General features: G+C 41.5%; 15 protein-coding genes, 1 tRNA gene and 1 pseudogene. 6 read left to right on the top strand and 11 right to left on the bottom strand.

Annotated features, from left to right (window positions below; all coding sequences use genetic code 11):
* The first annotated feature begins 53 nt into the window (after window positions 1–53).
* Window positions 54–3,191: a discoidin domain-containing protein gene (locus HUW48_RS21490; protein ID WP_182412881.1), complete on the top strand. Its 3,138-nt coding sequence runs from the start codon at window positions 54–56 to the stop codon at window positions 3,189–3,191.
* 74 nt (window positions 3,192–3,265) lie between these two features.
* Here the strand turns inward: HUW48_RS21490 and HUW48_RS21485 are convergent.
* Window positions 3,266–3,550, bottom strand: a pseudogene (locus HUW48_RS21485) (CPBP family intramembrane glutamic endopeptidase); the annotation flags it as partial.
* 188 nt (window positions 3,551–3,738) lie between these two features.
* The gene (locus HUW48_RS21480; protein ID WP_182412879.1) at window positions 3,739–3,933 is read right to left on the bottom strand and encodes a hypothetical protein; all 195 of its coding nucleotides are present in this window, start codon (window positions 3,931–3,933) and stop codon (window positions 3,739–3,741) included.
* Between the two features lie 237 nt (window positions 3,934–4,170).
* Between HUW48_RS21480 and HUW48_RS21475 the strand changes: the two genes are divergently transcribed.
* A complete protein-coding gene (locus tag HUW48_RS21475) occupies window positions 4,171–5,700 on the top strand; it encodes a sulfatase family protein (protein ID WP_182412878.1) in 1,530 nt (509 codons plus the stop codon).
* 13 nt (window positions 5,701–5,713) lie between these two features.
* Complete coding sequence (locus tag HUW48_RS21470) at window positions 5,714–7,120, top strand: arylsulfatase (protein ID WP_182412877.1); 1,407 nt, start codon at window positions 5,714–5,716, stop codon at window positions 7,118–7,120.
* 156 nt (window positions 7,121–7,276) lie between these two features.
* Here the strand turns inward: HUW48_RS21470 and HUW48_RS21465 are convergent, their stop codons facing one another.
* The 7 genes from HUW48_RS21465 to HUW48_RS21435 form a co-directional block, all read right to left on the bottom strand.
* Window positions 7,277–7,435, bottom strand: a complete 159-nt coding sequence (locus HUW48_RS21465; protein WP_182412876.1) for a hypothetical protein — start codon at window positions 7,433–7,435, stop codon at window positions 7,277–7,279.
* A gap of 3 nt (window positions 7,436–7,438) precedes the next feature.
* A complete protein-coding gene (locus HUW48_RS21460; RefSeq protein ID WP_182412875.1) occupies window positions 7,439–7,639 on the bottom strand; it encodes a hypothetical protein in 201 nt (66 codons plus the stop codon).
* A gap of 12 nt (window positions 7,640–7,651) precedes the next feature.
* Window positions 7,652–8,191 carry a glycosyl-4,4'-diaponeurosporenoate acyltransferase CrtO family protein gene (locus HUW48_RS21455; protein WP_182412874.1) on the bottom strand — a complete coding sequence of 180 codons (540 nt, stop codon included), beginning with the start codon at window positions 8,189–8,191 and terminating at the stop codon, window positions 7,652–7,654.
* 270 nt (window positions 8,192–8,461) lie between these two features.
* Entirely contained in the window at window positions 8,462–9,925 is a 1,464-nt protein-coding gene (locus HUW48_RS21450; RefSeq protein ID WP_182412873.1) for a Gfo/Idh/MocA family protein, read from the bottom strand.
* A 502-nt stretch (window positions 9,926–10,427) separates the two neighbouring features.
* Window positions 10,428–10,501 (bottom strand) — tRNA-Ala (locus tag HUW48_RS21445).
* Between the two features lie 119 nt (window positions 10,502–10,620).
* On the bottom strand, window positions 10,621–13,902 hold the full coding sequence (locus HUW48_RS21440) for a TonB-dependent receptor (protein WP_182412872.1): 3,282 nt from the start codon (window positions 13,900–13,902) through the stop codon (window positions 10,621–10,623).
* Window positions 13,903–14,397: 495 nt separating this feature from the next.
* A complete protein-coding gene (locus HUW48_RS21435; RefSeq protein WP_246343571.1) occupies window positions 14,398–15,027 on the bottom strand; it encodes a C40 family peptidase in 630 nt (209 codons plus the stop codon).
* Window positions 15,028–15,583: 556 nt separating this feature from the next.
* Here HUW48_RS21435 and asnB point away from each other — a divergent pair.
* The 3 genes from asnB to HUW48_RS21420 all read left to right on the top strand — a co-directional run bounded on the left by asnB (window position 15,584) and on the right by HUW48_RS21420 (window position 20,251).
* On the top strand, window positions 15,584–17,488 hold the full coding sequence (gene asnB / locus HUW48_RS21430; RefSeq protein ID WP_182412871.1) for an asparagine synthase (glutamine-hydrolyzing): 1,905 nt from the start codon (window positions 15,584–15,586) through the stop codon (window positions 17,486–17,488).
* Between the two features lie 473 nt (window positions 17,489–17,961).
* Entirely contained in the window at window positions 17,962–19,305 is a 1,344-nt protein-coding gene (locus tag HUW48_RS21425) for a UDP-glucose dehydrogenase family protein (RefSeq protein WP_182412870.1), read from the top strand.
* A 7-nt stretch (window positions 19,306–19,312) separates the two neighbouring features.
* The gene (locus tag HUW48_RS21420; RefSeq protein WP_182412869.1) at window positions 19,313–20,251 is read left to right on the top strand and encodes a UDP-glucuronic acid decarboxylase family protein; all 939 of its coding nucleotides are present in this window, start codon (window positions 19,313–19,315) and stop codon (window positions 20,249–20,251) included.
* Between the two features lie 471 nt (window positions 20,252–20,722).
* Here the strand turns inward: HUW48_RS21420 and HUW48_RS21415 are convergent, their stop codons facing one another.
* Both HUW48_RS21415 and HUW48_RS21410 read right to left on the bottom strand, forming a co-directional pair.
* Window positions 20,723–21,952, bottom strand: coding sequence for an MFS transporter (locus HUW48_RS21415; RefSeq protein ID WP_246343569.1), 1,230 nt, complete (start codon window positions 21,950–21,952; stop codon window positions 20,723–20,725).
* Window positions 21,953–22,173: 221 nt separating this feature from the next.
* Window positions 22,174–24,045, bottom strand: coding sequence for an ABC transporter ATP-binding protein (locus HUW48_RS21410; protein ID WP_182412868.1), 1,872 nt, complete (start codon window positions 24,043–24,045; stop codon window positions 22,174–22,176).
* Window positions 24,046–24,429: the final 384 nt, after the last annotated feature.

Raw genomic sequence — 24,429 nt, 5'->3', positions numbered from 1 at the left:
GCAACAGGTTACTTTAAACGATTAATTCTTAGATCGAAGCTGGCAGAGCGTATATGGAGCAATCTTTTTTTAAGGTAATTCAACAGTACCTGGCCGTAGCTGGAAAGATTAGAAGTACCTGGTTCGCCGTTATGATTTATGCGCTTTTCACCACCTTCTTTTTCTCTTGCTCGATTGCATTTGCTCAAAATACAGTTAACCTGGCCTTGAATAAAGCAGCTACTGCCTCTTCTGCGGTGGGGAGCAATAACGCTAATCTGGCCGTTGACGGAAATGAAAATACCCGTTGGGAAAGTAATTCCAGTGATCCGCAGTGGCTCCAGGTAGATTTAGGAGTGGTGCAAAGCATTAGCCGGGTTCGTTTGGTTTGGGAAAATGCTTACGGGAAAGATTATGAAATCCAGGTTTCCGATAATGGTACTACCTGGTCTCCCATTCAAACAGTTACGAACAATAACACGCTTATCAATGATTTTGCCGTTTCGGCAAATGGGCGGTACGTGCGCGTATATGGTACAGTTCGGGGCACTGGCTACGGCTATTCTTTGTTTGAATTGGGAGTGTATGGTATAGATAATTCTCCCGTTGTTAGTCTTTCTTCGCCGGCAAATAATGCCATTTATAATCTGCCAACCACTATTCTTTTAAGTGCCACGGCCAATGCCGCTTCGGGCAGAACCATTAGCCAGGTAGAATTTTATAACGGAACTACTTTGTTAGGAAGCACCACCACTGCTCCTTATACTTTTACCTGGGGCAATCCTACCTTGGGCACCCATACTATTACGGCCAAAGCCATAGATAACGAAAATGCCGCGGCTTTTTCCTCCCCGGTTACAATTACAGTAAATGCCTTAAATATAGCTTTAAACCGGCCGGCTGTTGCTTCTACCACTAATAATAATGGGGTACTGGCGAGCAACGCTTTCGACGGCAACCTGGGTACCCGGTGGGAAAGCCAACAAGGTGTAGACTCACAATGGCTATACGTGGATTTAGGGGATATTTACTCCATTGAACGTGTTAAACTGACCTGGGAAACGGCCTATGCTTCTAACTTCCGGATAGAGGTTTCTAATGATGCCAGTACCTGGACCACGATTGCCAGCGAAACCAATCCGGCTAATTTAGGCAACAACTTAGTCAATGACCTAACCGGGTTGGTTGGCTCCGGGCGTTATATACGAATGTACGGGGTAAGCCGTTCGACGCAATATGGTTATTCGCTTTGGGAGTTTGAAGTTAATGGGTCGAGTGGACCTTCTGTTATTGAGGCACCTGCTCCAGGAGTTACTTATACAGCACCGGGTAATTTAGCCGTGAGCATCAATGCTGCCTCAGTTACTGAACCCATTTCTAAAATTGAATTGGTGTCTGATAATATCGTTTTGGACACGCGAACGACCGAGCCATTTACATATACGGTGTCGTTAACCGATTTAGCGGCGGGTAATTACAATTTGTACGCCCGGATATACGATGAAAATAATTCTGTTACTAATTCTTCGGTAGTACCTGTTTACGTGGTACCAGCTACATCAGGGGCTTTTAGTTGCGGCGAACCGGTAATTTTAACTGCCTCCGGGGGCACTTACCGGTGGTACACGGTTCCGGTGGGAGGAACTCCGATTGCAAATACCTCGGGCACTACGTATACCACACCTATTCTCAATTTTACTACTACCTATTATGTAGCCGCAGTAAGTCCGGAGGGAGAAGAAAGTCAACGAACACCGGTTACGGCTAATTTTAATAGTTTGGCGCAGGTGGCTACAACGGGTTTAACCAGCTCTTATCCATTTAACGGTAATCCGCTGGATGCTACCGGCCAAGGCAATAATGGAATAGTTCATGGAGCTATCCTGGTTGCGGATCGGTACAACCGGCCTAATAGTGCTTATAGCTTTGATGGCGTGGGCGATTATATTACTACCAGTACTTCTTTTCCTACGAACATCGAAGGTACTAATGTGTTTTCCTTAAGTCTATGGTTTAAAACTAATACTGCATGGGGGGGAAAGATGCTTGGCTTAGGTACTAGTCAAACCGGTCCGAGTAGTCAATATGATCGGCACATTTATATGACGAACTCGGGGCAGGTAGTTTTTGGAATTTACTTAGACACCCATAAAATTATAAAGTCTCCCGAGGCTTTTAACGATAACGAGTGGCACCACGTGGTGGCCACTTTGGCACCGAGTGGGATAAAATTATTTATTGATGGAAAATTAGAAGCCAGTGATGAATCAGTAAAAAAAGGAGAGAGTTATGCGGCTCCCGGTTATTGGCGCATCGGATTTGATAATTTGGGCGGTTGGCCAGATGACCCAACCAGTGATTATTTTCAAGGCCAATTAGATGATATAAATATTTATTATTCTACTGAGATTTCTCCGGGGGATTTAACGAGCCTTTACGGGGCAAGTGTAGATCCTGTAAATACAGGTGAAACGCTGAAACTGAAAGCCAACTACGTAGAAGGGGTAACTTATTCCTGGACGGGACCAAATGACTTTACTTCTAATTTGCAAAATCCCACTATTCCAAATGCTACTGCTGTTAATGCCGGAGAGTATACCGTAGTTGCTAATAGTGGTACTTGTTCCACTACTCCCATAACTGTTACTGCCGTAGTAAATGCCCCTTTACCGGTAAATTTAATTTTATTTAAGGCTAATCAGAGAGCTGGCGAGGTAAAGTTACAATGGGAAACCGCCATGGAAGTAAATAATAAAGGTTTTATTGTTCAACGCTCCACTGATGGTCTTCTTTTCGAAAACATTGGATTTGTTGAAGGTGCATGTACCAGCCGGCAAGTTCAGCATTATACCTATTTCGATAAACCGGTTTCTTTTGAGTGGTTGTATTATCGTTTACAGCAAATAGATTTTGATGGTCAGATTGTTTACTCTAAAATCATCACTGTCAAAACTGTTTTAATTTCTTCATTTTCCTTTTACCCGAACCCCGTAAAGACAAAAGCAATCCTGTCATGGAGTACTCCTCTGCCAAAAGGAACCTTAATAAAGATTTTCGATTCTAAAGGTCAAATCATCTTAATGGAACACTTGCCCGGCAAGGAACAAAATGAATATTGGCTTAACCTGGAAGAATTAGTTCCTGGTCAGTATTACTTTATTTTGGAGAAGGATGATCAGGTTATATACCGCAGTAAAATGTTGAAACAGTAGATGCTGCGCCTGAATGAGGATAGTAACGGTTCGTGTGTTATAAAGGTTGAATAGAGCTGTTTTTAACTAAATATTTAATAATAAAGTAAGTTCCCAAACTCCCGGAAACGGATTAAAGCCACTTTCAAGGTAACAACATTATTTGTGAACCGGTAAATAATGTTGCCTGCCCAGTGGGCACCCACCGTGTACCACAAATTCTGGGTGTTTATTAAAGGTAGCGTTAGCATTAGCCCAATTACAAATAAATTAATGAACTGCGTAGGGCCATTACTCAGGGCATAAATGTGGTTCAAAATATAAAAATCAGATGATAAAAGTATAAAACCCAAACTGGACGTTTTATTCTTAAAATGTTTATATAAATATCCTCAGGTTAAAATGTCTTCGGCCATTGAAGGCAGGAAGGAACCTATACTAAAATTGAAGGTACCAGTCATTATTTTAGCCAAATTGAGTACTGTCGAAATAGATTCTATGTAAGCCAAAGGCTCACTAAAAAAGCAATGCTATTAATAATTAATCCTATTTATAAACCAATAGCCAATCAGGTTAGGGTACGGAGATTGGTTTGCAGTCGCCAGGCACTTTGCCCTTTAAAACCTTGTCTTTTTGCCACCGCATAGGTTCCTATTACTACAGCCAACAGTAAACCCAGGAACAAGGGAATATTCCGGTAAAAACGCATGGTGTATTCGGCAGCATGGTAAGTAAATGCCAACAATAGGTAACCAGAAATCAAGTGCCACCAATTAATTTTTACTTTTTTCAGCAGAAAGTAGTTGAGTATCCTTTATATAATTTGTTGAGCGGTAGAAAACTGGAAGAGTGATAAAGATATGTTAGTAAAATATTAAGGTTGGGCGGAATGTTATATATTTCGGCCGGAAATTCAATTTTTAAAAACTTGGAAGATTACCGAGGTAGAAAGTTGAGTATAACCGGCAGATTAGATAGTATCCGAGCAAATTAAAAGCAGATGAAGAAACAGTTATTCTTATTAGTATTTTGCCTTTTAACCAGCTTTTACCTATTTGCGCAACAAAAGAAAAAGCAACCTAATATTTTAATAATTGTTTCGGACGACCACGCTTACCAAGCCATTAGTGCTTATGGCAGCAAATTAATCCAAACGCCCAACATTGATCGTATTGCTCGGGAAGGTGTAATTTTTAAAAAAGCATACGTTACTAATTCTATTTGCGGGCCTAGCCGGGCGGTACTTTTAACGGGCAAGTACAGCCACAAAAACGGTTTTAAAGACAACGAAAATTCACACTTCGACGGCAGCCAGGATACTTTTATCAAACAATTAAAGGCCGGCGGCTACCAGACCGCTTGGGTAGGCAAGTGGCATTTAGAAAGCCAGCCTCAAGGATTCGATTTCTGGCAAATTCTGCCTGCTCAGGGCCACTATTATAACCCTGATTTTTTAATGATGGATGGCAGCCAGAAACGGATAGAAGGGTATGTATCGGATGTGACGGCCGATGTAGCCGAAAATTGGCTGGAGAAACGCAACCCCGAAAAACCGTTTTGCCTCGTTGTTGGCCACAAAGCTACTCACCGCACCTGGTTGCCCGCCCCCGAAGATATGGGCCGGTTTGATAATGTTACCTTCCCTGTTCCGGCTAACTTTTACGACACCTACGAAAACCGGGAAGCAGCTCGGGTACAGGATATGAGCGTAGAAAAAACCATGCTGATGGGCTACGATTTAAAAATGTTTCCGGCCGGCGAAGAAATTAAAGACGGCACCATTACCCGCATGAACGTTGCCCAACGCGCCAAATTTGATGCGTACTACCAACCCATTCAGGCCGATTTAAAAGCCCGTAATTTGACTGGGCATGCTTTAACCGAGTGGAAATATCAGCGCTACCTGCGCGATTATTTGAGTACTGCCGCTTCCCTGGACCGCAGCATTGGCCGTACCCTGGCTTACCTGGACAATAATAAATTAACCGACAACACCATTGTAATCTATCTGTCGGATCAAGGCTTTTTCCTGGGCGAGCACGGCTGGTTTGATAAACGCTTTATGTACGAAGAGTCTTTCCGGACGCCCATGGTGATGCGTTACCCGGGAGTAATAAAACCCGGTACTGTTTCTAACGACATGGTTATGAACATGGATATTGCCCCAACCATGCTGGATGCCGCCGGTTTGCCCGTGCCGCGCCAGATGCAAGGCCAGTCGCTGTTGCCAATTTTAAAAAATAAAAATGCCAAGGGTCGGGAAGCTTTGTATTACCATTACTATGAAAATGGTGAACATTCCGTTTCGCCGCACTTTGGTGTAAAAACCAGCCAGTATAAACTAATTCGCTTTTATAAGCGCGTAGAAAGTTGGGAACTGTACAATTTGCAAAAAGACCCGCAAGAAATGCATAACTTATACGGTCAGAAAGGCTACGCAAAAATTACCGCTACGCTGCAAAACCAACTGACTAGCTTAATTAATAAGTACGAAGACACGGATGCACAAAAGTTATTAGTAAGTAAATAATGGCTGTTTTGTTATGCTGAAAAAAGTAAATTTATTCTTTTTAGTTGTATTAGTTTCCTTAACCTGTGCTGCTCAGAATAAGCATAATGTGGTTTTTATTCTGGCCGATGATTTAGGCTACGGCGATATTGGCGTTTACGGCCAAAAATTAATTAAAACTCCTAACATTGATAAACTAGCGGCCAACGGAATTCGCTTTACTCAGTTTTATGCGGGTACCTCGGTGTGCGCACCCTCCCGGGCAGCGCTATTAACCGGCAAACATACAGGCCATACGCCAGTGCGCGGGAATTACGAGATCCAACCCGAAGGCCAGTTTCCCTTAGCGGATTCAGTTTTTACCATGGCCGAAATGTTCCGGAAAGCGGGATATGCTACGGGTTTATTTGGCAAGTGGGGGTTGGGTTCTCCGGGTTCGGCGGGGGAACCTACCCAGCAAGGTTTTGACCAGTTTTATGGCTATAACTGCCAGCGGCAATCGCATAATTTCTTTCCAGATCATTTGTGGCACAATCAGCAACGCGTTAATTTAACCAATACTACCACAGTTCAACCGCAATACGCCCCCGAGTTAATTCAGGAAAAAGCTTTAGCTTTTATTACCACTCATAGCAAAAAACCTTTTTTCCTGTACCTGGCCTACACTTTGCCGCACGCCGCCCTACAACTACCAGCTGGCGATAAAGCTTTTGAAGCTTACAAAAAGCAGTTTAACGAGCAACCCCAAACTGTACCGGCCACCTGGAATGGCCTTGGTTATCAGCCTCAGGCTTACCCTCGCGCCACCTACGCGGCTATGGTTACCCGCCTCGACGACTACGTAGGGCAGGTAGTAAAAGAACTAAAAACCTTGGGCATCGATAAAAATACGTTAATTGTTTTTACCAGCGATAACGGTCCGCACCGCGAAGGGGGAAATCAACCGGAATATTTTAATAGCAGCGGCGGCTTTCGGGGCATTAAGCGCGATTTGTACGAAGGCGGCATCCGGGTACCCATGATTGTGAGTTGGCCAGCTTTAATCAAAAAAGCCCGGCAATCGGAATTTGTGGGAGCTGCCTGGGATTTTTTGCCCACTTTTGCGCAGCTGGTAAACCAACCTGTACCTAAAAACCTGGACGGAATTTCGATTTTGCCTACTCTCCGGAACCAAGAAAAACAAGCGCAGCACGACTTTTTATACTGGGAATTTCACGAAGACGGTGGCCGGCAAGCCGTGCGTTTGGGCAACTGGAAAGGCGTACGATTAAACGTGAAAAAAGACCGCCACAGTCCGATTCAGTTATACAATTTAACTGTTGATCCTGCTGAGAAAAAAGATATTAGCGCGGCGCACCCTGACGTAGTAAAACAAATAGCCCGCATTATAACGCGTGAACACATTCCGAACAATGATTTTCAGTTACTGGCCGTAGAATAAGTTAAGTATAAAGTTTAAAAAAATCTATTATCCTTAACAATGCAATTAGAGCATCACAATAACCATGCAGAAGGATTATTGCCAGTAACTGCTATTTTGTTCAATAAAATTATAAATAAGGTACGTTTAGGTGCTTTCGTTAAAATCAGGCAAAGATTAATTTTTCTTCTTTAATAAGTAGTGGTAAATACTTTGTTCTTCCTCTATAGAAGTATAAGCCTGAATAAATTCATAACCGTTTTTGGTCATAAAGTTTAAAGCTTCCACCATATAATTAAATTGAATATCTTTCCCCTTCATATCTTTAATTTTCATGTTTCAATAAGAATACAGTCCAGAAGCTTTTTCTTGTCCGTAAGCTATTTCAACAAACTGCCGATTGGATAACACCTTTGTTTGTCCCACAATTTCCACATATTCTATAGCTAAATCTTTTAACGCAGTTCCATCAATTGTTTGGGCAGAGCTATCCATAATTCCCCATAAGAGCGCTACCGATAAAAGTAAAATAAATTTCATTTCGTTTTAATTCTAAAATAAACTCTGAATTCTATGTATTGCTTTTTGCAGCCTGGGCCGATTATACCGTTGAACTACAATGGGGTAAACATGGAAAATTACATTTAGAAAAATTAGCCATAGTGAATGCTGAATTCCCTCTTTTAATGCTACAAAAAGGATAAAGAACGATACGATAAAAAATATAATTAAATGCCCAAATTCCGATTGCCGGGTACTATACTCTAAATGTTTTAACGCTGTTAAACTCTTTTTTACCGGATAAGCCGTTTTTTGAAGTTTCTCCCACCCAATCCAGACCAGGATTTTCCTAAATCCAAGAACCCCGAACCATTCATATAGCTTTCCATCTGCCTCCCATCTTTTTGAATGGTAATAAGTCGAGGTTAATGGCGGTTGAAAGGTTTGCGTGAGGTATAAAACACCCGTCATGAGCATGAAGTTTAAAATCCAGGCAAACAGAAAAGAGGGAAGGCCCTGCCATAGGGCTGCTGCCACCACCATGCAGATAACAAACAATAAGACCAAACCAACTCTTACATATTTAATCATGGTTTTTTACTAGAAATAGAAAGCACAATATCTGAGGATACATATTGTGCTTGAGGTTAACCTGATGATTATTTAGAAATCCTTACTTGTATAATTGGGTACTTTATTCTGTAGGTTCTTATTAGCAAGTATAACGTTACTAATTAAATAAAAACAAAAAGCCCTGACCCATAAGGCAGAGCTTGATGATAAAAAAATATATTATTAAATAAAATAAAAACGGTTCTAATATAGAAGGATAAACTATCTTATTCCGAATGTTACCGAAGGTTAAGCTAGTTTCCAACCATTTTGATACTCGCGTTTCACAAACTGATTCGCTTCTTCAAAGTTGGTAATGCGGGTCTTGGGTCCATCCCACAACAGTTTCTTACGACCCGGATAATTAAAGCCTTTACCGTCGGCGGTAGGAGTGCGCAGGTTATAACTACGGATAGCCAGATTACCCATAAGCACAGTTTCAGTTAGTGGTCCGGCGTAGTCGAACGACGAAGTTAAAGCTTTGTGCTTGGCACTATTGAAACCGGCCTTGCAGGCTTCTTGCCAAGCCAGGTTATGGCCCCACTCCGGTACCGACGAATTAGTAGAGGAACCTTCGCCGCTGCTGTTTATTACTTGTCCGTTGTTCAGGAAAACTTTTGGGTTAACGCCGTACGTACCACAATTAATAACCCCCTTAGTACCAACCATAAACACGCCATTGCTGCCATCTGGTTCGCTTAGTTCCGCATCCGCCGGTATTACTTCCGGCCGGAATGCCCGCAGACCACCATCCGACCAGGTCATGGTAATGGGAGTTTTGTTTTTAGCGGTGGCCGGAAACTTTAACTGCACGTGCGATGATGGTGGTGCCCCTTCGGGTAAATATTCCGGAGTCCAGTCTTTCAGGAACACCGAACCTACACTGGCTTCTACCTCAGTAGGGTAACCTAAACCCAATACCCGGAAAGGCGGATCGATGAGGTGGCAGCCCATGTCGCCAAGGGCACCCGTACCAAAGTTCCACCAGCCCCGCCATTTAAACGGATGGTATGCCGGCGTATAACCCACTTTGGTGGCTGGCCCTAACCATAAATCCCAGTCCAAGGTGTCGGGAGGTGTCCCGGTAGCTTGTGGCACCGGAATACCTTGCGGCCAAACCGGCCGGTTGGTCCAAACGTGTACGGTATGCACATCGCCAATAACGCCGTCGTTAAACCATTTTATCATTTGTTGCTGCGCCGGGTTCGAAGCACCCTGGTTTCCCATTTGGGTTACTACTTTGTATTTCCGGGCAGCTTCGGTTAATAAGCGTGCTTCGTAGATGTTGTGGGTTAAGGGTTTTTGCACGTACACGTGTTTTCCTAACTGCATGGCCGCTAAGGCTACTAAAGCGTGGGTATGGTCGGCGGTAGATACGGTAATGGCATCAATATTCTTTCTTTCTTTTTCCAGCATTTGCCGGAAATCTTTGTAGCGTTTGGCTTTCGGGTGTTTTTCAAATTGTTCCTTGGCCAGGTTCCAATCCACATCGCACAAAGCCACAATGTTATTGGCTCCGTTGTTGTACGCATTATTAACGTCCGAAAATCCTTTGCCCGATACTCCTACGCCCGCAATGTTTAATTTATCGCTCGGCGCAATAAACCCTTTGCCGAGTACGTGCCGGGGAAAAATAAAAAAGCTGCTCGCAGCCAGGGCACCTGTCCTAAGAAAATCGCGACGGCCAGTCGTTATTTTTTCTTTTTCTTTCATGTTTGATTTGAGGTAGGGATGAATGAAAATAATTAACGAATGAAGTTAAGGAGAGAAAATAACAGTATGAAGTACAATTAGTAATATTTTTCCAGTTAAATGTATTTAGGATAATGGAGTGGTTTATAGAAACCAATTGCAGCCTTACTATTTGGGTTGCTAAGTTACTTTTAAAGTTGGCGTATTTTATAGTAGTGCAAGGCTTTTTAATTTAATAGGTATGCTTCAACTGCCACCTGTAAACCAAAAATGCAGCTACTTGCCGGCTGACTCTTACTCATCAGAAATTAAATGTAATAAAACCTAAGGTAGTTACGACATACCCTGAACTATGAGAATGCCCAAGAACTACTTAGTTGAGATAATGCCTTATAATTAATTGGGGAGCACTATACAAATACCTAGTAAAACCATTTTCTTGAAATAAAGGGTAGTTGTAAGTGAATTTTTTAGGAACAAAAAAGCACTTACAGAAATTTATCTATAAGTGCTTTTTAATCTGTGGAGAATATCGGAGTCGAACCGATGACCTCTTGCATGCCATGCAAGCGCTCTAGCCAGCTGAGCTAATCCCCCTTGCGTTTGGTGCTACAAAAGTAAAAGAAAGTTTTAAAAATAGAACAGGTGAAGTAAAAAATAATTTAAAATAAAAAAGCCCACCATTTCTGGTGGGCTTTTTTATTTTAAATTATTCCTTAGAAACTGTACCGTAAACCAAGTTGCATGCGCCAGGTATTGGTAGTTGCCAGGTAGTTACGGAAAGGAGAGGTAGGTAATACCGTTTGGTTGTTCTCGTTCCGGATGGTAATCATCTGGAAAGCGGGAACTCCCTCAGGGGTTACACTGGCTACGTTTAATAGTGGATAGTTAAAGTTAGAGCCACCGTTTAATTGTTGGATTAATCCCCAATCAGAATTTAGCAGGTTTCCTACGTTCTGAATATCCAGGCTTAACTGCAAGGTGTTCCGGCGCTCCCCAATGTTCGTGAAAACATCTTGTAATAACCGGAAATCAAAACGGTTTAACCACGGCATTAAACCATTATTCCGTTCTACGTAACCGCCGCGGCTATTTTTTAAAAATTTACTGTTATTTACGAACTCATCAAAAGCGGCTCTTTGCTGCTCCGGGGTAAAGGTTATATCTCCAACGGTAAGCGGGGCAAAGTTTAACTCCGAAGAATTATTCGGGATGTACAATAAGTCTAAGCTTACGCCATCCTGGTTCAGGTCGCCGCGAGTGGTGTAAGCAAAACGGCCGCCATTACCCTGACCCTGATGCGAACCTTCGTAGAATAAAGAAACCGTAGTACCTAAATGGTTCAGGTATTCTTTGCGGTAAGAAATGCTACCTATTACGCGGTGCGGACTGGCGTACTGCGAAATACCTAACAGTTGCTCATTCGGATCGTTTATGGAGTAGTTATTAGACCAGGCCGAAGCCGCCGCTGAACCGGGGTTACCTGTAATATCTTTGGCTTGGGTATAGGTGTAAGCAACGTTACCAAAGAAGCCATTTTGGTTAGGCAATGTAACCCCTACAGTCGAAGAAAAGGAGTAGCCTTTTTTAGTGTTCGACAATACAGCAGCAATACTTCCAGTAGAAGCAGTGTAACTGGCATTGGCACTGCCACCCCAGAAATCCCGATTGTCACCGGAGTAATTCATTTGTTGCGTAGCCGGTTTCCGGTTAGCGTTATACATGTAAACGCCCTGGATGTCTTTGGAATACAAAATATCGGCGGTGGCTACTAAAGGAGTACCCGGAATTACATAATCTACGCCAAAGCTGGAACGCCAGATTTGCGGCATTTTAAAATTGCGGTCAACCACGGAAATACTTCTGGGAATACCTGAACTTGGCGTAGGTAAGAATACATCTTCCGGGCCATTCTGTACCCAATACAAAGGATCCGGATTAAACCGGATGGTATTTAAAGCTGTGGCCGGAACCGGCTCTAAGTTGTTTTTAGTTAAACCGGTACCACCGGCCATGTTGGTTAAAAATACAAACGGCACCCGGCCGGCAAAAATACCGGTTCCACCGCGTAGTTTTAAAGAACCGTCTTCAAAAACATTGTAGTTAAAGCCAACACGCGGCGACAAAATTATCTTTTGCTTCGGCCACCGGGAGCTGGCGTAAGTAGTAGCATTGCCATCCTGATCTAACAATTGTAAATTATCTACGGCCGAGTTCGCACCTAAATCGTTCAGGTATAAAGGTAGCTCCGCGCGAATTCCATAAGTAAGGTCGAACCGGTTGTTAAAGGCTACCCGGTCCTGAATATACGCGCCGGCTAAACCAAAAGTAATGCTTTCGTAAGGGTCGCCGTACGGGTAAGTAATGCCGTAAGAAGTAGGCTGCGCATTATTAATAAAATCGTCCACGGAAGCGTAACGGTAATAAGACGTAGACATCCGGAGGTATTTATTGCCGTATTCGATTTGCTCGTAGCTGATACCGCCCGTGATGGTATGCTTGCCGGCTAAATACGTTACGTTATCGATAAAGCTGTAATTATCGTTTATTAAATCGTTATCCCCAGAAAACAGTTCAGTACCAAAACTCATGTACTGGTCGCCCCCTTGCCAAATATCGACAAACGGAAACCGGTTGCCCGGGAAAGAACGGGTAGCCTGGCTGTGGCTGTAAGTAGCTAATAGTTGGTTAGATAATTTGTTACTAATCGTACTGTTTAATTCGCCGGTAAGGGAGCTGATCTTATTTAAGAAGCTAAAATTTGAATTAGAAAAAACCAGGGAGTTAGAACCAACCCGGGAAGAAGAAGAACGTGGGTTCGGGCCGGAATTGTCATTTACTACCTGGTCGCTGGTGCCTTCGGCGTAGGTATACCGGAGACTAGCTTTGTGCGTCTCGTTAATGTTCCAATCCAGGCGGGCGATTAAACGGTCACTAAGATTGGTAAACTTATTGGCGTAATTTTCATAAGCTCCCGGATCGTAGCCGTAAGTAGATATCAGGTGCTGGCGAACCCGTTCTAAATCTTCTACGGTCGTACGGGCTACGTTACCGGTAGCACCCGGCCGGCTAGCTACCCAGGTAATACCCGGAAAAGTTTCTTTTTCGTGTTCGTAATTAGCAAAAAAGAACAATTTATTTTTGATGATTGGTCCGCCTAAACGGGCACCGTAGGTGAAGGTTCTGTTATCGGGGTTTACCACTTCGGCATCGCCCACTTTTGTACCCCTTAAATCTTGATTCCGTAAAAAAGTGTAAGCCGAACCGGTAAAGCTATTGGTACCACTCCGGGTAATGGCATTAATACCTGCACCGGTAAAACCCGATTGCCGTACATCGTAAGGCGCAATGTTTACCTGAATTTCTTCTACCGCATCCAGCGAAATAGGCCGGGTAGCGCCACCGGGTAATAAATCCTGAGCGCTTAAACCAAAAGCGTTATTAAAGTTAGCGCCATCTATTTGTAAGTTGTTATAACGGTTATCACGGCCGGCAAAACCTACTCCATTGGCTTGGGGAGTTAAACGGGTGAAATCTTCTAAACTTCTGGTTACCGTGGGTAAAGTAGCAATTTGTTGCGTACCAATGTTGGTGGCGGCCCCGGTTTTATTGGCGTTAAACACGTCGGTGCGGTCGGCGGTAATTTCTACTTCCTGCAACGCGGTGCTGGCCTGCCCAATGCGGGCATCTAAAGAGTAAGGCACCCCTAAGGCAAGGGAAATGTTATTATAGGTTTGTGTTTGAAAGCCAATATAGCTCACTTCTACGGCGTAAGGGCCACCTACCCGCATATTTTGAATGTTAAAACGTCCGTCGACATTGGTAACGGTACCGTACACCGTACCGGAGGGCTGGTGGGTAGCTTTTACCGTAGCCCCAATTAAGGCTTCGCCGGTAGCATCTCTTACAGAACCGGTAATACTACTGGTTGTTACCTGGGCGTACAGGCTGGCTGCACCTAGTAACAAGAAGAGGATAGTAAGTAAGTACTTCTTCATAAAGAATTGTAAATTATTGTTTGTTTACGCGAATGGAAAAGGAATTAGGACTAAAATTGAAACGAGAATTAAGCAACTAGGTTATTTTAACTAATTACTTATGAGTTAGTTATTAGGTATTGATACTGGTTGAAAGTATTTAAATCATGCAGTTAGGTTAAGTTTTTAAAATTTCTTAATACAAATTTAATTTAAGTTTTTGGCTTTTATGTTAAAAAAATATTAATAAATGTAAAGGTTTGTTTGAAAAATTAAAATTGATTGACTTATAGGAAGTTAAGAGTAGGGCTTAGAACAAAGAAAAAAGGTCTGCCGGATAAAATATTTTAGTCCTTACTGAAGGAGGTTGCAAGTGCGTGTTAGGAGGGAGTAGCAATAAAAATCAAAAGCCTTTATCTTTCTGCAAATGGAAGGATAAAGGCTTTAAAGCTGCGTTATATTATAAAGTTTCTGTTTACTTTATTATTAATGTTGATAAATGAGACAGATAAAATTTTAAATTTTTGGCCGAACAGCCTTAATAAAGATTTTCTGGTAGTAGCGGGAGTACAAATTATCTTCGATTACGCCTAAAGTAGAAGAAGCATGAATAAACGTTACCTGGTCTTTGCCTTTTACATCGGTAACCATGCCCACGTGCGTAATCTTATTACTAAACTTGTTGGCGCCGAAGAAAACCAAATCGCCTTCCCGGATGTCGTTGGTTCGTACCGTGCGGCCAAATTTACTCTGATCGGTAGAGTTACGAGGTAATGTTACGTTAATGGTTTTAAAGGAAGTACACAATAAACCAGAACAATCCATGCCGATGCGGGTGGTGCCTCCAAACCGGTAAGGCGTACCACGGTAGGAGCGGGCTACCTGAATTACTTTAGCCACTTTCCGGTCGAGGTGCGTTTTGGCATAGCGGGCATTTCGGCGCTCCATACGGCGCGCTACCCGATCGAGTTTGCGCGATTTTTTTAAAAAAGCTTTTTCCAACATCCGCTGGCTGGTGTCTAAAGCCGTGCCTGATGGCCGTTGACCAAAGCTAAAAGTAGGTTTAGCAGAACGGCATGAAGCCATTGCCAGTAAAGTTCCTAATAAGATAATAACGTAGGTTCTGGTAAATTCTCTCTGCAACATAGTCCGGCACGTTTGGCGATATAGGTAAAAATAAAAATTCCGGTAGTGCAAAGAAACGATTCATTCTTTAAAATTTATCCACGATAAATAAGGACGAATGTGGATTAATGTGTGAATAAAATAAGCTGCTATAATTAAATATTCATCTAATTGCTTTTCTAAGTGGTGGTTATATTCAATCCTAGCATCTTAAATTAATGGCATTTATCACTTAACAGAAAGCTTCATTTAGCTTAAGTTAGTGGAATTTATAATTCAGTTTTACTTTATTAAAAGGCTAATAACCAGAATAAACCAAACTATAAAACAGCAATTTCGGAACCCTGTAGAAGCAAGAGTCGTTTTATGATTTATGTAATATTGTTTATTTTTAATATTTAATAAGTTGCGAAAGGTAGATTTATCTGTTAATGGTTTATAAAAGTGTATTCACAAAATAAAAAGTAATCAGTTAAATATGGTTTTTAAGGAAGTATTCGAAGTAGAATGCTGACAAGTAAGTGAATAAGGTATAAGTTGTATTAAATTGTTTCGGGATATCTAGTAATTTTGCCTCATGTGCGGAATATCAGGAGTATATGCTTTTAGCGACAAAGGGCGCGAATCAATTACAAAGTTAAAAGACTCAACCGATGCTATTGAAAGCCGGGGACCAGATTCTCAAGGTCATTATGTATACGACAAAGTAGGGTTAGGGCATCGGAGGTTATCTGTTCTGGATGTAAGTTCCGATGGAGCGCAGCCCATGGTAGATGAGTCAGGACGTTATACCATCGTATTTAATGGAGAGATTTTTAATTTTTTAGAGCTAAAAAGAAAATTAATTCAGAATGGCTACACCTTCTACTCCGGAACTGATACCGAAGTTTTATTAAAGCTGTATATCACCGAAGGAAAAGATCTTTTGAAAAAACTAAATGGCTTTTTTGCTTTTGCCATTTACGATAAAGAAGAAGACTCTTTGTTTATTGCCCGCGACCGGATGGGCGTAAAGCCTTTACTCATTTACAAAGACGAAGATCAGCTATTATTTGCTTCGGAAATGAAAGCTATGCTGGCTTTTAGCATTCAGCGTAAAATTGATTTTGTTTCGTTGTACCAGTATTTACAGTTTAATTATATTCCGGGACCAGCCTCTATCTTTAAAGGGGTTAAAAAGTTAGAACCGGGTCACTACTTATATATTAAAAAAAATCGGGTTCTTAAAAAAGCTTGGTACCGTATTCCTTACGATCGTAAAAAGATTAAGAAAAATGATTTATCGTACGAGGATCAGCAAAAGAAGCTCGTTACTTTATTAGATGAAGCCGTTCAGCGCCGCCTGGTTGCCGATGTACCTTTAGGCGCTTTTTTAAGTGGCGGTATTGATTCTTCCGTAATTGTGGCGCTGGCTTCGCGGCATACCCAACATTTAAACACCTTTTCTATTGGTTACCAGGACGAGCCATTTTTTGATGAAACCCGATATGCAAATTTGGTAGCAGATAAATATAAAACCAACCATACCGTTTTCTCACTCACTAACCAGGATTTGTACGATCATTTGTTCGATGTATTAAATTACACCGACGAACCTTTCGCCGATTCTTCCGCCTTGGCAGTCTATATTTTGAGCAAACGTACCCGCGAAAAAGTAACCGTAGCCTTATCCGGTGATGGAGCCGATGAATTATTTGCCGGTTATAATAAGCACATGGGCGATTTTAAAGTGCGGCAAGGAGGCTTTCTGGCCGAAGCGGTTACTTTTTTAGGACCACTTTGGGATGTGCTGCCTAAATCGCGCAATTCATCTATGGGTAACCGGGTGCGGCAGTACCAACGATTTGCTGAAGGTATGTTGGTATCCGCTAAAGACCGTTACTACAATTGGGCTACCCTCGCCGACGAAGATGAAGCCAATCACTTATTAAGTAAGCGCATTCGCCGGGCGTTGTCCAAAAATATCTACAAAAAAAGGAAAAAGCGGATTCTGGAACATATTCACCAGGAAGGTGACTTAAACGAAGTACTGTATACCGACATGCAATTAGTGCTACCCAACGATATGCTTACAAAAGTAGATTTAATGTCGATGGCCAATAGTTTAGAAGTACGCACTCCTTTTCTGGATTATAAAGTAGTTAATTTTGCTTTTTCTTTGCCTCAATCTTCTAAAATTGATGGCGGGATAAAGAAAAAAATTGTGCAGGATGCTTTTCGCCCGCTATTACCTGCCGAACTGTACAAAAGACCCAAGCAAGGTTTTGAAGTTCCTCTGCTCAAATGGTTCCGCAATGAACTTCGGCCCTTAATTACCGACGAACTACTTTCCGATGATTTGATTCATGCTCAGGATATTTTTAGCGTAAATGAAATCCGCAAGCTCAAGGCAAAATTATTCTCCTCCAATCCCGAAGATGTTCATGCCCGCATTTGGGCGTTGATTGTGTTTCAGCATTGGTGGAAAAAATGGATGGCATAGATTAAACTCTTCTTAAAAAAGAAAGAATTACTTATTGCTACTTTAATTTTTCTTCACGCGGCACCTGTTTGAGTTGCTAAATGGTGCTAAAAAGAATTTTTATACTTAGAGATTGGGCTAATAACACCTAATAGTTTATACGTATTAAGATTATTTTACTAAATAATTGAAAATTTTTGGCAGTTATAAAGCTTTTTAACTAAAACGGAACAATAATTGTAAAGACTGGCAAATATATAAAAATTCCTTTTTAGTAATATCCAATAAAGACGTTACTATTTAGAAATGAATCATTTAAGTTGAATATAGTGTTTGCCTTATTAAAATTTATCATTATTGTATTATCCAAATGTTAAATTAGCTATAAAGAATACCGTTTTTCATCTTTTTTCTTTCTTTCAAAAAATAATTAGTAATTTTATATCGTAAAAACTTGTATAACCAAAAATTTCTAACACATAACTTAAATTAATATGAAAATTGCAGTTGTAGGAACAGGCTATGTTGGCCTGGTTACTGGAACCTGTCTGGCCGAAGTGGGCATGGAAGTTACCTGTATCGACATTGACGTTAAAAAAATTGAAAATCTCAAGAAAGGTATCTTACCGATCTATGAGCCAGGGCTGGAAGAAATGGTGTTGCGCAACACTGCTCAAGGCCGTCTGCACTTTTCTAACGACATTGAATCTAGTATTCAGGACGCGGACGTTGCCTTTATTGCGGTGGGTACCCCTCCCGGCGAAGATGGCAGCGCCGATTTAAAATATGTATTAGCTGTTGCCCGTAGCATTGGTAAATACATGAATAACTACATTGTAGTAGTAACCAAGAGTACCGTGCCAGTAGGTACTGCTATTAAAGTAAAAGCAGCTATTACCGAAGAATTAGCTTTACGCAATTCGTACGAAGAATTTGATGTGGCTTCTAACCCAGAGTTCTTAAAAGAAGGTGCTGCTATTGACGACTTCCTGAAACCAGATCGTATTGTAGTTGGTGTAGAGTCTGCCCGTGCCGAAGAAGTAATGCGCCGTCTGTACAAGCCTTTCTTATTGAATGGTCACCCGATTATTTTCATGGATGTTCCTTCAGCTGAAATGACTAAGTATGCCGCTAATTCTATGTTGGCTACTAAAATTTCTTTCATGAACGATATTGCTAACCTGTGCGAGATTATGGGTGCCGATGTAAACATGGTTCGGAAAGGTATTGGTAGCGATCCGCGGATTGGTAATAAGTTTATCTACCCAGGTATTGGTTACGGCGGTTCTTGCTTCCCGAAAGACGTAAAAGCTTTAATTAAAACCGCTTCCGAAAATGGTTATAGCATGCAGATTTTGAAAGCTGTTGAATCAGTAAACGAAAATCAGAAATCGGTTTTATTCAACAAAGTAATGGAGCATTTTGGCGGCGACATTGCCGGTAAAACTTTTGCTTTGTGGGGCCTTTCCTTTAAACCCAAAACTGATGACATGCGCGAAGCGCCATCTTTGGTAATCATTGAAAAATTATTAGCGGCCGGTGCCAACGTGCGGGCTTACGATCCGGTGGCTATGGCGGAAGCGAAACACAGCTTAGGCGATACCATTGTGTTTGCGAATGATCAGCACGATACCTTGATTGATGCCGATGCATTATTAATTATTACCGAATGGCCAGAGTTCCGTACTCCGAATCTGAAAGTATTAGGTAAGTTAATGAATGACAAAGTTATTTTCGATGGCCGAAATATTTATGAAGCCAAAGAAATCCAAGAAGCAGGATTTGCGTATTATTGCATCGGCGTGAAGACGAATCTTCACGATGTAGCAACCGTATAATCCTTCAATGACAAGAAAACGTGTACTGATCACCGGCGGTGCCGGCTTTTTAGGGTCGCATCTCTGCGACCGCTTTATCCGGGAAGGTTACCATGTTATTGCCATGGATAACCTTATCACCGGTGATTTAAGTAACATCGAGCATTTATTTAAGCTCGAGCAGTTCGAGTTTTATCACCACGATGTTTCCAAGTACGTGTTTGTGCCCGGGCATTTGGATTACATCCTGCATTTTGCCTCACCGGCTAGCCCCATCGATTATTTGCGTATCCCCATTCAGACCCTCAAAGTAGGGTCTTTGGGAACGCATAATCTGTTGGGTTTAGCTAAAAACAAAGGCGCCCGCATGTTAATTGCTTCTACTTCAGAAGTATACGGCGATCCGGAAATTCACCCCCAGGTAGAAGAATATTGGGGCAATGTAAACCCAGTGGGTCCTCGTGGATGTTACGACGAGGCCAAGCGTTTTCAGGAGGCTATGACAATGGCTTACCACATGCACCACGGCTTAGAAACCCGCATTGTCCGGATATTTAATACGTATGGTCCGCGTATGCGCCTCGATGATGGTCGGGTGTTACCAGCCTTTATTACCCAGGCTTTACGGGGCGAAGAATTATCTATTTTCGGAGATGGCTCACAAACGCGCTCTTTCTGTTACGTAGATGATTTAATAGAAGGTATTTACCGGTTATTACTTAGTGATTATCCTTTACCGGTAAACATTGGTAACCCCGATGAAATTACCATTAAAGAGTTTGCTGAAGAGATTTGTAATATTACTGGGGTGCCGCTTAACCTGGGTTACCAACCTTTACCAAAAGATGACCCGCAAAAGCGTCGCCCGGATATAACAAAAGCAAAAGAGATTCTTGGTTGGGAGCCTAAAGTATCCCGCGCTGAAGGCCTGAAACTTACGTTAGAGTATTTTAAAGAACACGTATAGTAAGGAGCCATTATTAAAAAATATAAGTTTTTCTTTATTCAAATTTAATAGAATAAGAACCGCAGAGAACCTGCGGTTCTTATTTTTTTGACTTGTTTTTACCTACAAGAAACTACCTTATCTTCATTCTAAAGGTATAATAGGTAAGTTAGTAGCCGGGTGTTTTTAGAAAAAGAAAGTACTTTTCCATCGCAAATTTTAGATTGCTGAGCATTTAAAAATTAGTAAATGCTTTTAAAATATAAGTAATAAGTGCTTAGTTAAGAATAAGTTAAATATTTATTTCCTTCCGAAGGAATTTATTTAGCTCCGTAGCAGATTCGTTTCTTTTAGAAGGACAACTGTAAAAGATGCAGATTTACTTTAAACTAATTTTACTCCTTGAATATCTTTAAAATAATGTGAAACAGCTAGAAAGTAAATTTCTTTTTGGTGTTGAACTAAATAGCAAGGTGTCAATAAGTACGGTCTTTACTCTACTGCTTTTTCCATTTTGGGTACTAAGAGCCAAAAACCTAGGGAGGCAATGGCAGCCAAAATAACTGTAAACCACCAAAGCCCCGTAAACCCGAAGTGCGTAATAAGACTGGAGCCCAAGTACGGACCAACTACAAAAGCTACGGAGTAAGATAAATTAAACATACCCATGTAGGCACCCCGATTCTCTTCATTGGACCGGTGTACAGGAACGGTTGCCATAAAGGGCATTGCTAAAATCTCAGCTATACTTAACAAAACCATGGCCAGGTATAAAATCCATACTCCCTTAAACCAATTGAATAGCACAAAAGAAAAACCTGCCAGCAAAGTGCCTAAACTGATTAAGTGCACCAATTTGTAACGTTGCCCAAGCAGGTATACCAATATCATTTCTAAAGAGAAAACCACCATCCCATTAAGGGCGAATAGTATTCCAATGGTGGTTTTGGGCAGAAAGTATACTTGCCGGTAATATAACGGCAAATTGGAAAAAAACTGAAAAAAGACAATTCCAAAGCAGCAACTCAAAAATGTGTATGCTATAAATTTTCGGTCGTGGTAAGGCGATTGCTTTGAAATTAGAGTTGCTTTTTCCTTTGTTTTAGGAATTGCTTGCCGGCTTGAACGATGACGAAAGTAAAAATAGAAAAATAACCCAGCTACCAGGCTGCTGCATCCATCGGCTACAAATAACCATTGATACGAAATGGCTGCCAATAAACCACCCAGCGCCGGACCAATGGAAAATCCTAAATTAATAGCCATCCGGTTCAGGGAAAAGGCACGGGTAATATTTGTATTACTGGTGTAAAAACTAACGGATGCTGCGTTGGCTGGGCGCAGGCATTCCGTAGTTAAACTAAGTATAAAAATCCCAAAGGCAAATGAAAGGAAAGTTTTAAGGATTAGTAGTAAAAAGAAAAAGCCGCCTCCTAGCATTAAACTCATTATCTGCACCCAAAAATGACCAAACTTATCGGTAAGCCAACCACCCAGAAATGATCCGCACATAGAGCCTAAACCAAATAAACTAAGCGTAAAACCTACCTGTTGCACAGAAAAATGCAAGGACTCGGTCAAGTATACACTTAAAAAAGGTAAAACCATAGCCCCACTCCGGTTGATAAACATAACCAAAGCTAGCATCCAGGCAGTTCGCGATAAGCCGCCGAAGGCATTTCGGTAAAGATTAAAAATGGAAGTGGCGACCAGGTTTAACACGAATTACTTAATGATTTTAACAAGTCTTGTAGAACAAACATAATCTTGTAAAAGCATTTTACCTAGTCTATTACACTATGATTTATTCAGCATTTCGAAGCTTTTTTAAGGTGTATCTAAAAAAAGAATAAGAGCAAATAATCAGCTTAAAAATGGTGCGAAGAATCACGACTTTATAATCTCCTGAAAATAGTAAATTGCTACCTGTAACCTATAACTTACTATTGATAACCTTTGGCTTGAAGGCGGAATAATTCGGCGTAACGGCCGTCCTTAGCCAGTAACTCCAGGTGCGAGCCAATTTCTAAAAACTGACCGTTTTCTATAACCAGAATGCGGTCGGCCATGCGTACAGTGGAGAACCGGTGAGAAATAAGAACGGCGGTTTTGCCATGCGTTAATTCGGCAAAACGCTGAAAGACTTCGTGTTCGGCACGGGCATCCAGGGCAGCAGTAGGCTCATCCAGAATAAGTAATTGTGCATCGCGCATATACGCCCTACCCAAGGCCATTTTCTGCCATTCTCCTCCTGATAATTCTACTCCCTTGGCAAAGCGCCGACCGATCATCTGGTCGTAGCCATCAGGTAATTTCTGAATAACAGTATCAGCCAAGCTTTGCGTCGCAGAGGTTTGAATACGACTTCGATTTTCTTTCTCATCAATGCGGCCCACAGCAATATTATTCGAAGCTGTCATTTGAAACCGGACAAAATCCTGAAAAATAACACCGATCTCTTTGCGTAAATCTTCTGGATTATAATCCCGCAAGTCATAGCCATCGAGCAGAATGCGTCCTTCGGTGGGGTCGTAAAGGCGAGCTAGTAATTTTACCAGTGTAGTTTTGCCTGCTCCGTTTTCACCAACCAAAGCTAGTTTCTCGCCGGCAGTAAGAGTAAAATTTAAATGCCGGATAGCCCATTTATCGGGGGAGTTCGCGTATTTAAACCCAACATTTTCGAATACAAAACCCTCTCGGATAGGTTTAGGAAAAGGCCGGGCTTGCGGATTTATTTTGATATGCGGTTTTAATTGGAAGAAATCAAAAAAGTCCTGGAGGTATAAGGCGCCTTCCGCAATACTGGAAAACCGGTTTAAAATAGCTTCGAGTAAGCCGCGCAAACGAGCAAATGAACCCGATAGAAAGGTTAATTGCCCAATGCTTATTTGCCCACTAATAGTTTGGTAAATAATGTATAAATACGCGCCGTAATAACCAACACTGCCCAGTGTGGCAAAAATACTACCCCAGGCGGCTCGTCTTAAAGCCAATTTCTTATTATCGTGGTAAAATTTATCGGATAATTCTTTGAACCGGTCGATAAGAAAGTCGGCTAGGCCAAAAATTTTAATTTCTTTAGCCGTGTCGTCGCTGGCTCCGGTTAAACGCAGGTAGTCGAGTTCACGGCGTTCGGGAGTCCAGCCATGCACGAGGGAGTAGCTTCGTTCGTTGAAATGCGATTCGCCTAAAAATGCGGGAATAACGGCAACAATTAATAATAAAATTAGCCAAGGATTAAAAGCAATTAACCCAACGGCCAAAAAAACCATGGTTATAATATCCTGCATCTGGCCTAATACCTGCGACATTAAAATAGTCCGGCTTAAAGTCTGTCGACGAGCCCGTTCCAGTTTGTCGTAAAAAACGGAATCTTCAAACTGCACCATATCCAAGGTAGCAGCGTGTTTCATTAAATCCACGGAGGTTTGATTCGCAAATAAATCACCTAAAAGGCTATCGAGTAAAGCCGTACCCCGGTTTAAAACATCTGAAACAATAGCTAAGCCAAACTCCAGCGCTACCAGCGTAAGAAGATATGAGGTGTTTTTTTCGTCCGGCGATTGCGCCATACGTACTACTTCGTCGATAATTAACTTAGCAATGTATAAAGTAGCCAGCGGAATAGCCGAACGGATAAGCCGGAGAAATATGTTGCTGGCGGCTAAAGAAGGATCAGTTTGCCAGATTAATTTTAAAAAAGCCGGAATATTTTTAAGGGCGGTAAAACGCTCTTTCAAAGTAATCGGTGTTTTATCGGTGGGTTTAGCACCAGGTAAACGGATAAAATATTTAATTCGGGTCCAAAAAGACATGTAAAAAATTTAAGAATGATGTTTAATTATACGTAATAGGTTCGTGTATTTACGCTAAGCGTTAAACTAAATATTACTTCACTGAGTATAAAACGAGAAATCCTGATCAGAAAGATTTTCTACTCTATTTAATGAAACAGTTTATAAAATTTACTAAATAGGATTTAGCCTGTATTCGTAACAGAATAAGCAGAAAACTAAATAGTTATTCATTTGTTTAAACAGAATATCACAAAGCGCCTACCACTAAAAACATTAAAGTAGTTTTTGAAAGTTTATTAAGGTTTTAGGAGTTATGCTAAAAAATAACAAATAAAATTAGGTAAAAGTTAAAACTCCTGTTAGTTTTGCCCGACCGAATGAACGTTCGTTCGGTAATAGCAG

Source organism: Adhaeribacter radiodurans (assembly GCF_014075995.1).
GTDB lineage: Bacteria > Bacteroidota > Bacteroidia > Cytophagales > Hymenobacteraceae > Adhaeribacter > Adhaeribacter radiodurans.
This window is presented reverse-complemented; position numbering and strand designations above follow the sequence as displayed.

Bases quoted from the DNA above. Each gene is read 5' to 3' on its own strand.
- HUW48_RS21435 (WP_246343571.1), bottom strand. From the start codon at position 15,027: ATGTTGCAGAGAGAATTTACCAGAACCTACGTTATTATCTTATTAGGA.
- HUW48_RS21490 (WP_182412881.1), top strand. From the start codon at position 54: ATGGAGCAATCTTTTTTTAAGGTAATTCAACAGTACCTGGCCGTAGCT.
- HUW48_RS21475 (WP_182412878.1), top strand. From the start codon at position 4,171: ATGAAGAAACAGTTATTCTTATTAGTATTTTGCCTTTTAACCAGCTTT.
- HUW48_RS21465 (WP_182412876.1), bottom strand. From the start codon at position 7,435: ATGAAAATTAAAGATATGAAGGGGAAAGATATTCAATTTAATTATATG.
- HUW48_RS21410 (WP_182412868.1), bottom strand. From the start codon at position 24,045: ATGTCTTTTTGGACCCGAATTAAATATTTTATCCGTTTACCTGGTGCT.
- HUW48_RS21470 (WP_182412877.1), top strand. From the start codon at position 5,714: ATGCTGAAAAAAGTAAATTTATTCTTTTTAGTTGTATTAGTTTCCTTA.
- HUW48_RS21425 (WP_182412870.1), top strand. From the start codon at position 17,962: ATGAAAATTGCAGTTGTAGGAACAGGCTATGTTGGCCTGGTTACTGGA.
- asnB (WP_182412871.1), top strand. From the start codon at position 15,584: ATGTGCGGAATATCAGGAGTATATGCTTTTAGCGACAAAGGGCGCGAA.
- HUW48_RS21420 (WP_182412869.1), top strand. From the start codon at position 19,313: ATGACAAGAAAACGTGTACTGATCACCGGCGGTGCCGGCTTTTTAGGG.
- HUW48_RS21460 (WP_182412875.1), bottom strand. From the start codon at position 7,639: ATGAAATTTATTTTACTTTTATCGGTAGCGCTCTTATGGGGAATTATG.
- HUW48_RS21440 (WP_182412872.1), bottom strand. From the start codon at position 13,902: ATGAAGAAGTACTTACTTACTATCCTCTTCTTGTTACTAGGTGCAGCC.
- HUW48_RS21455 (WP_182412874.1), bottom strand. From the start codon at position 8,191: ATGATTAAATATGTAAGAGTTGGTTTGGTCTTATTGTTTGTTATCTGC.
- HUW48_RS21450 (WP_182412873.1), bottom strand. From the start codon at position 9,925: ATGAAAGAAAAAGAAAAAATAACGACTGGCCGTCGCGATTTTCTTAGG.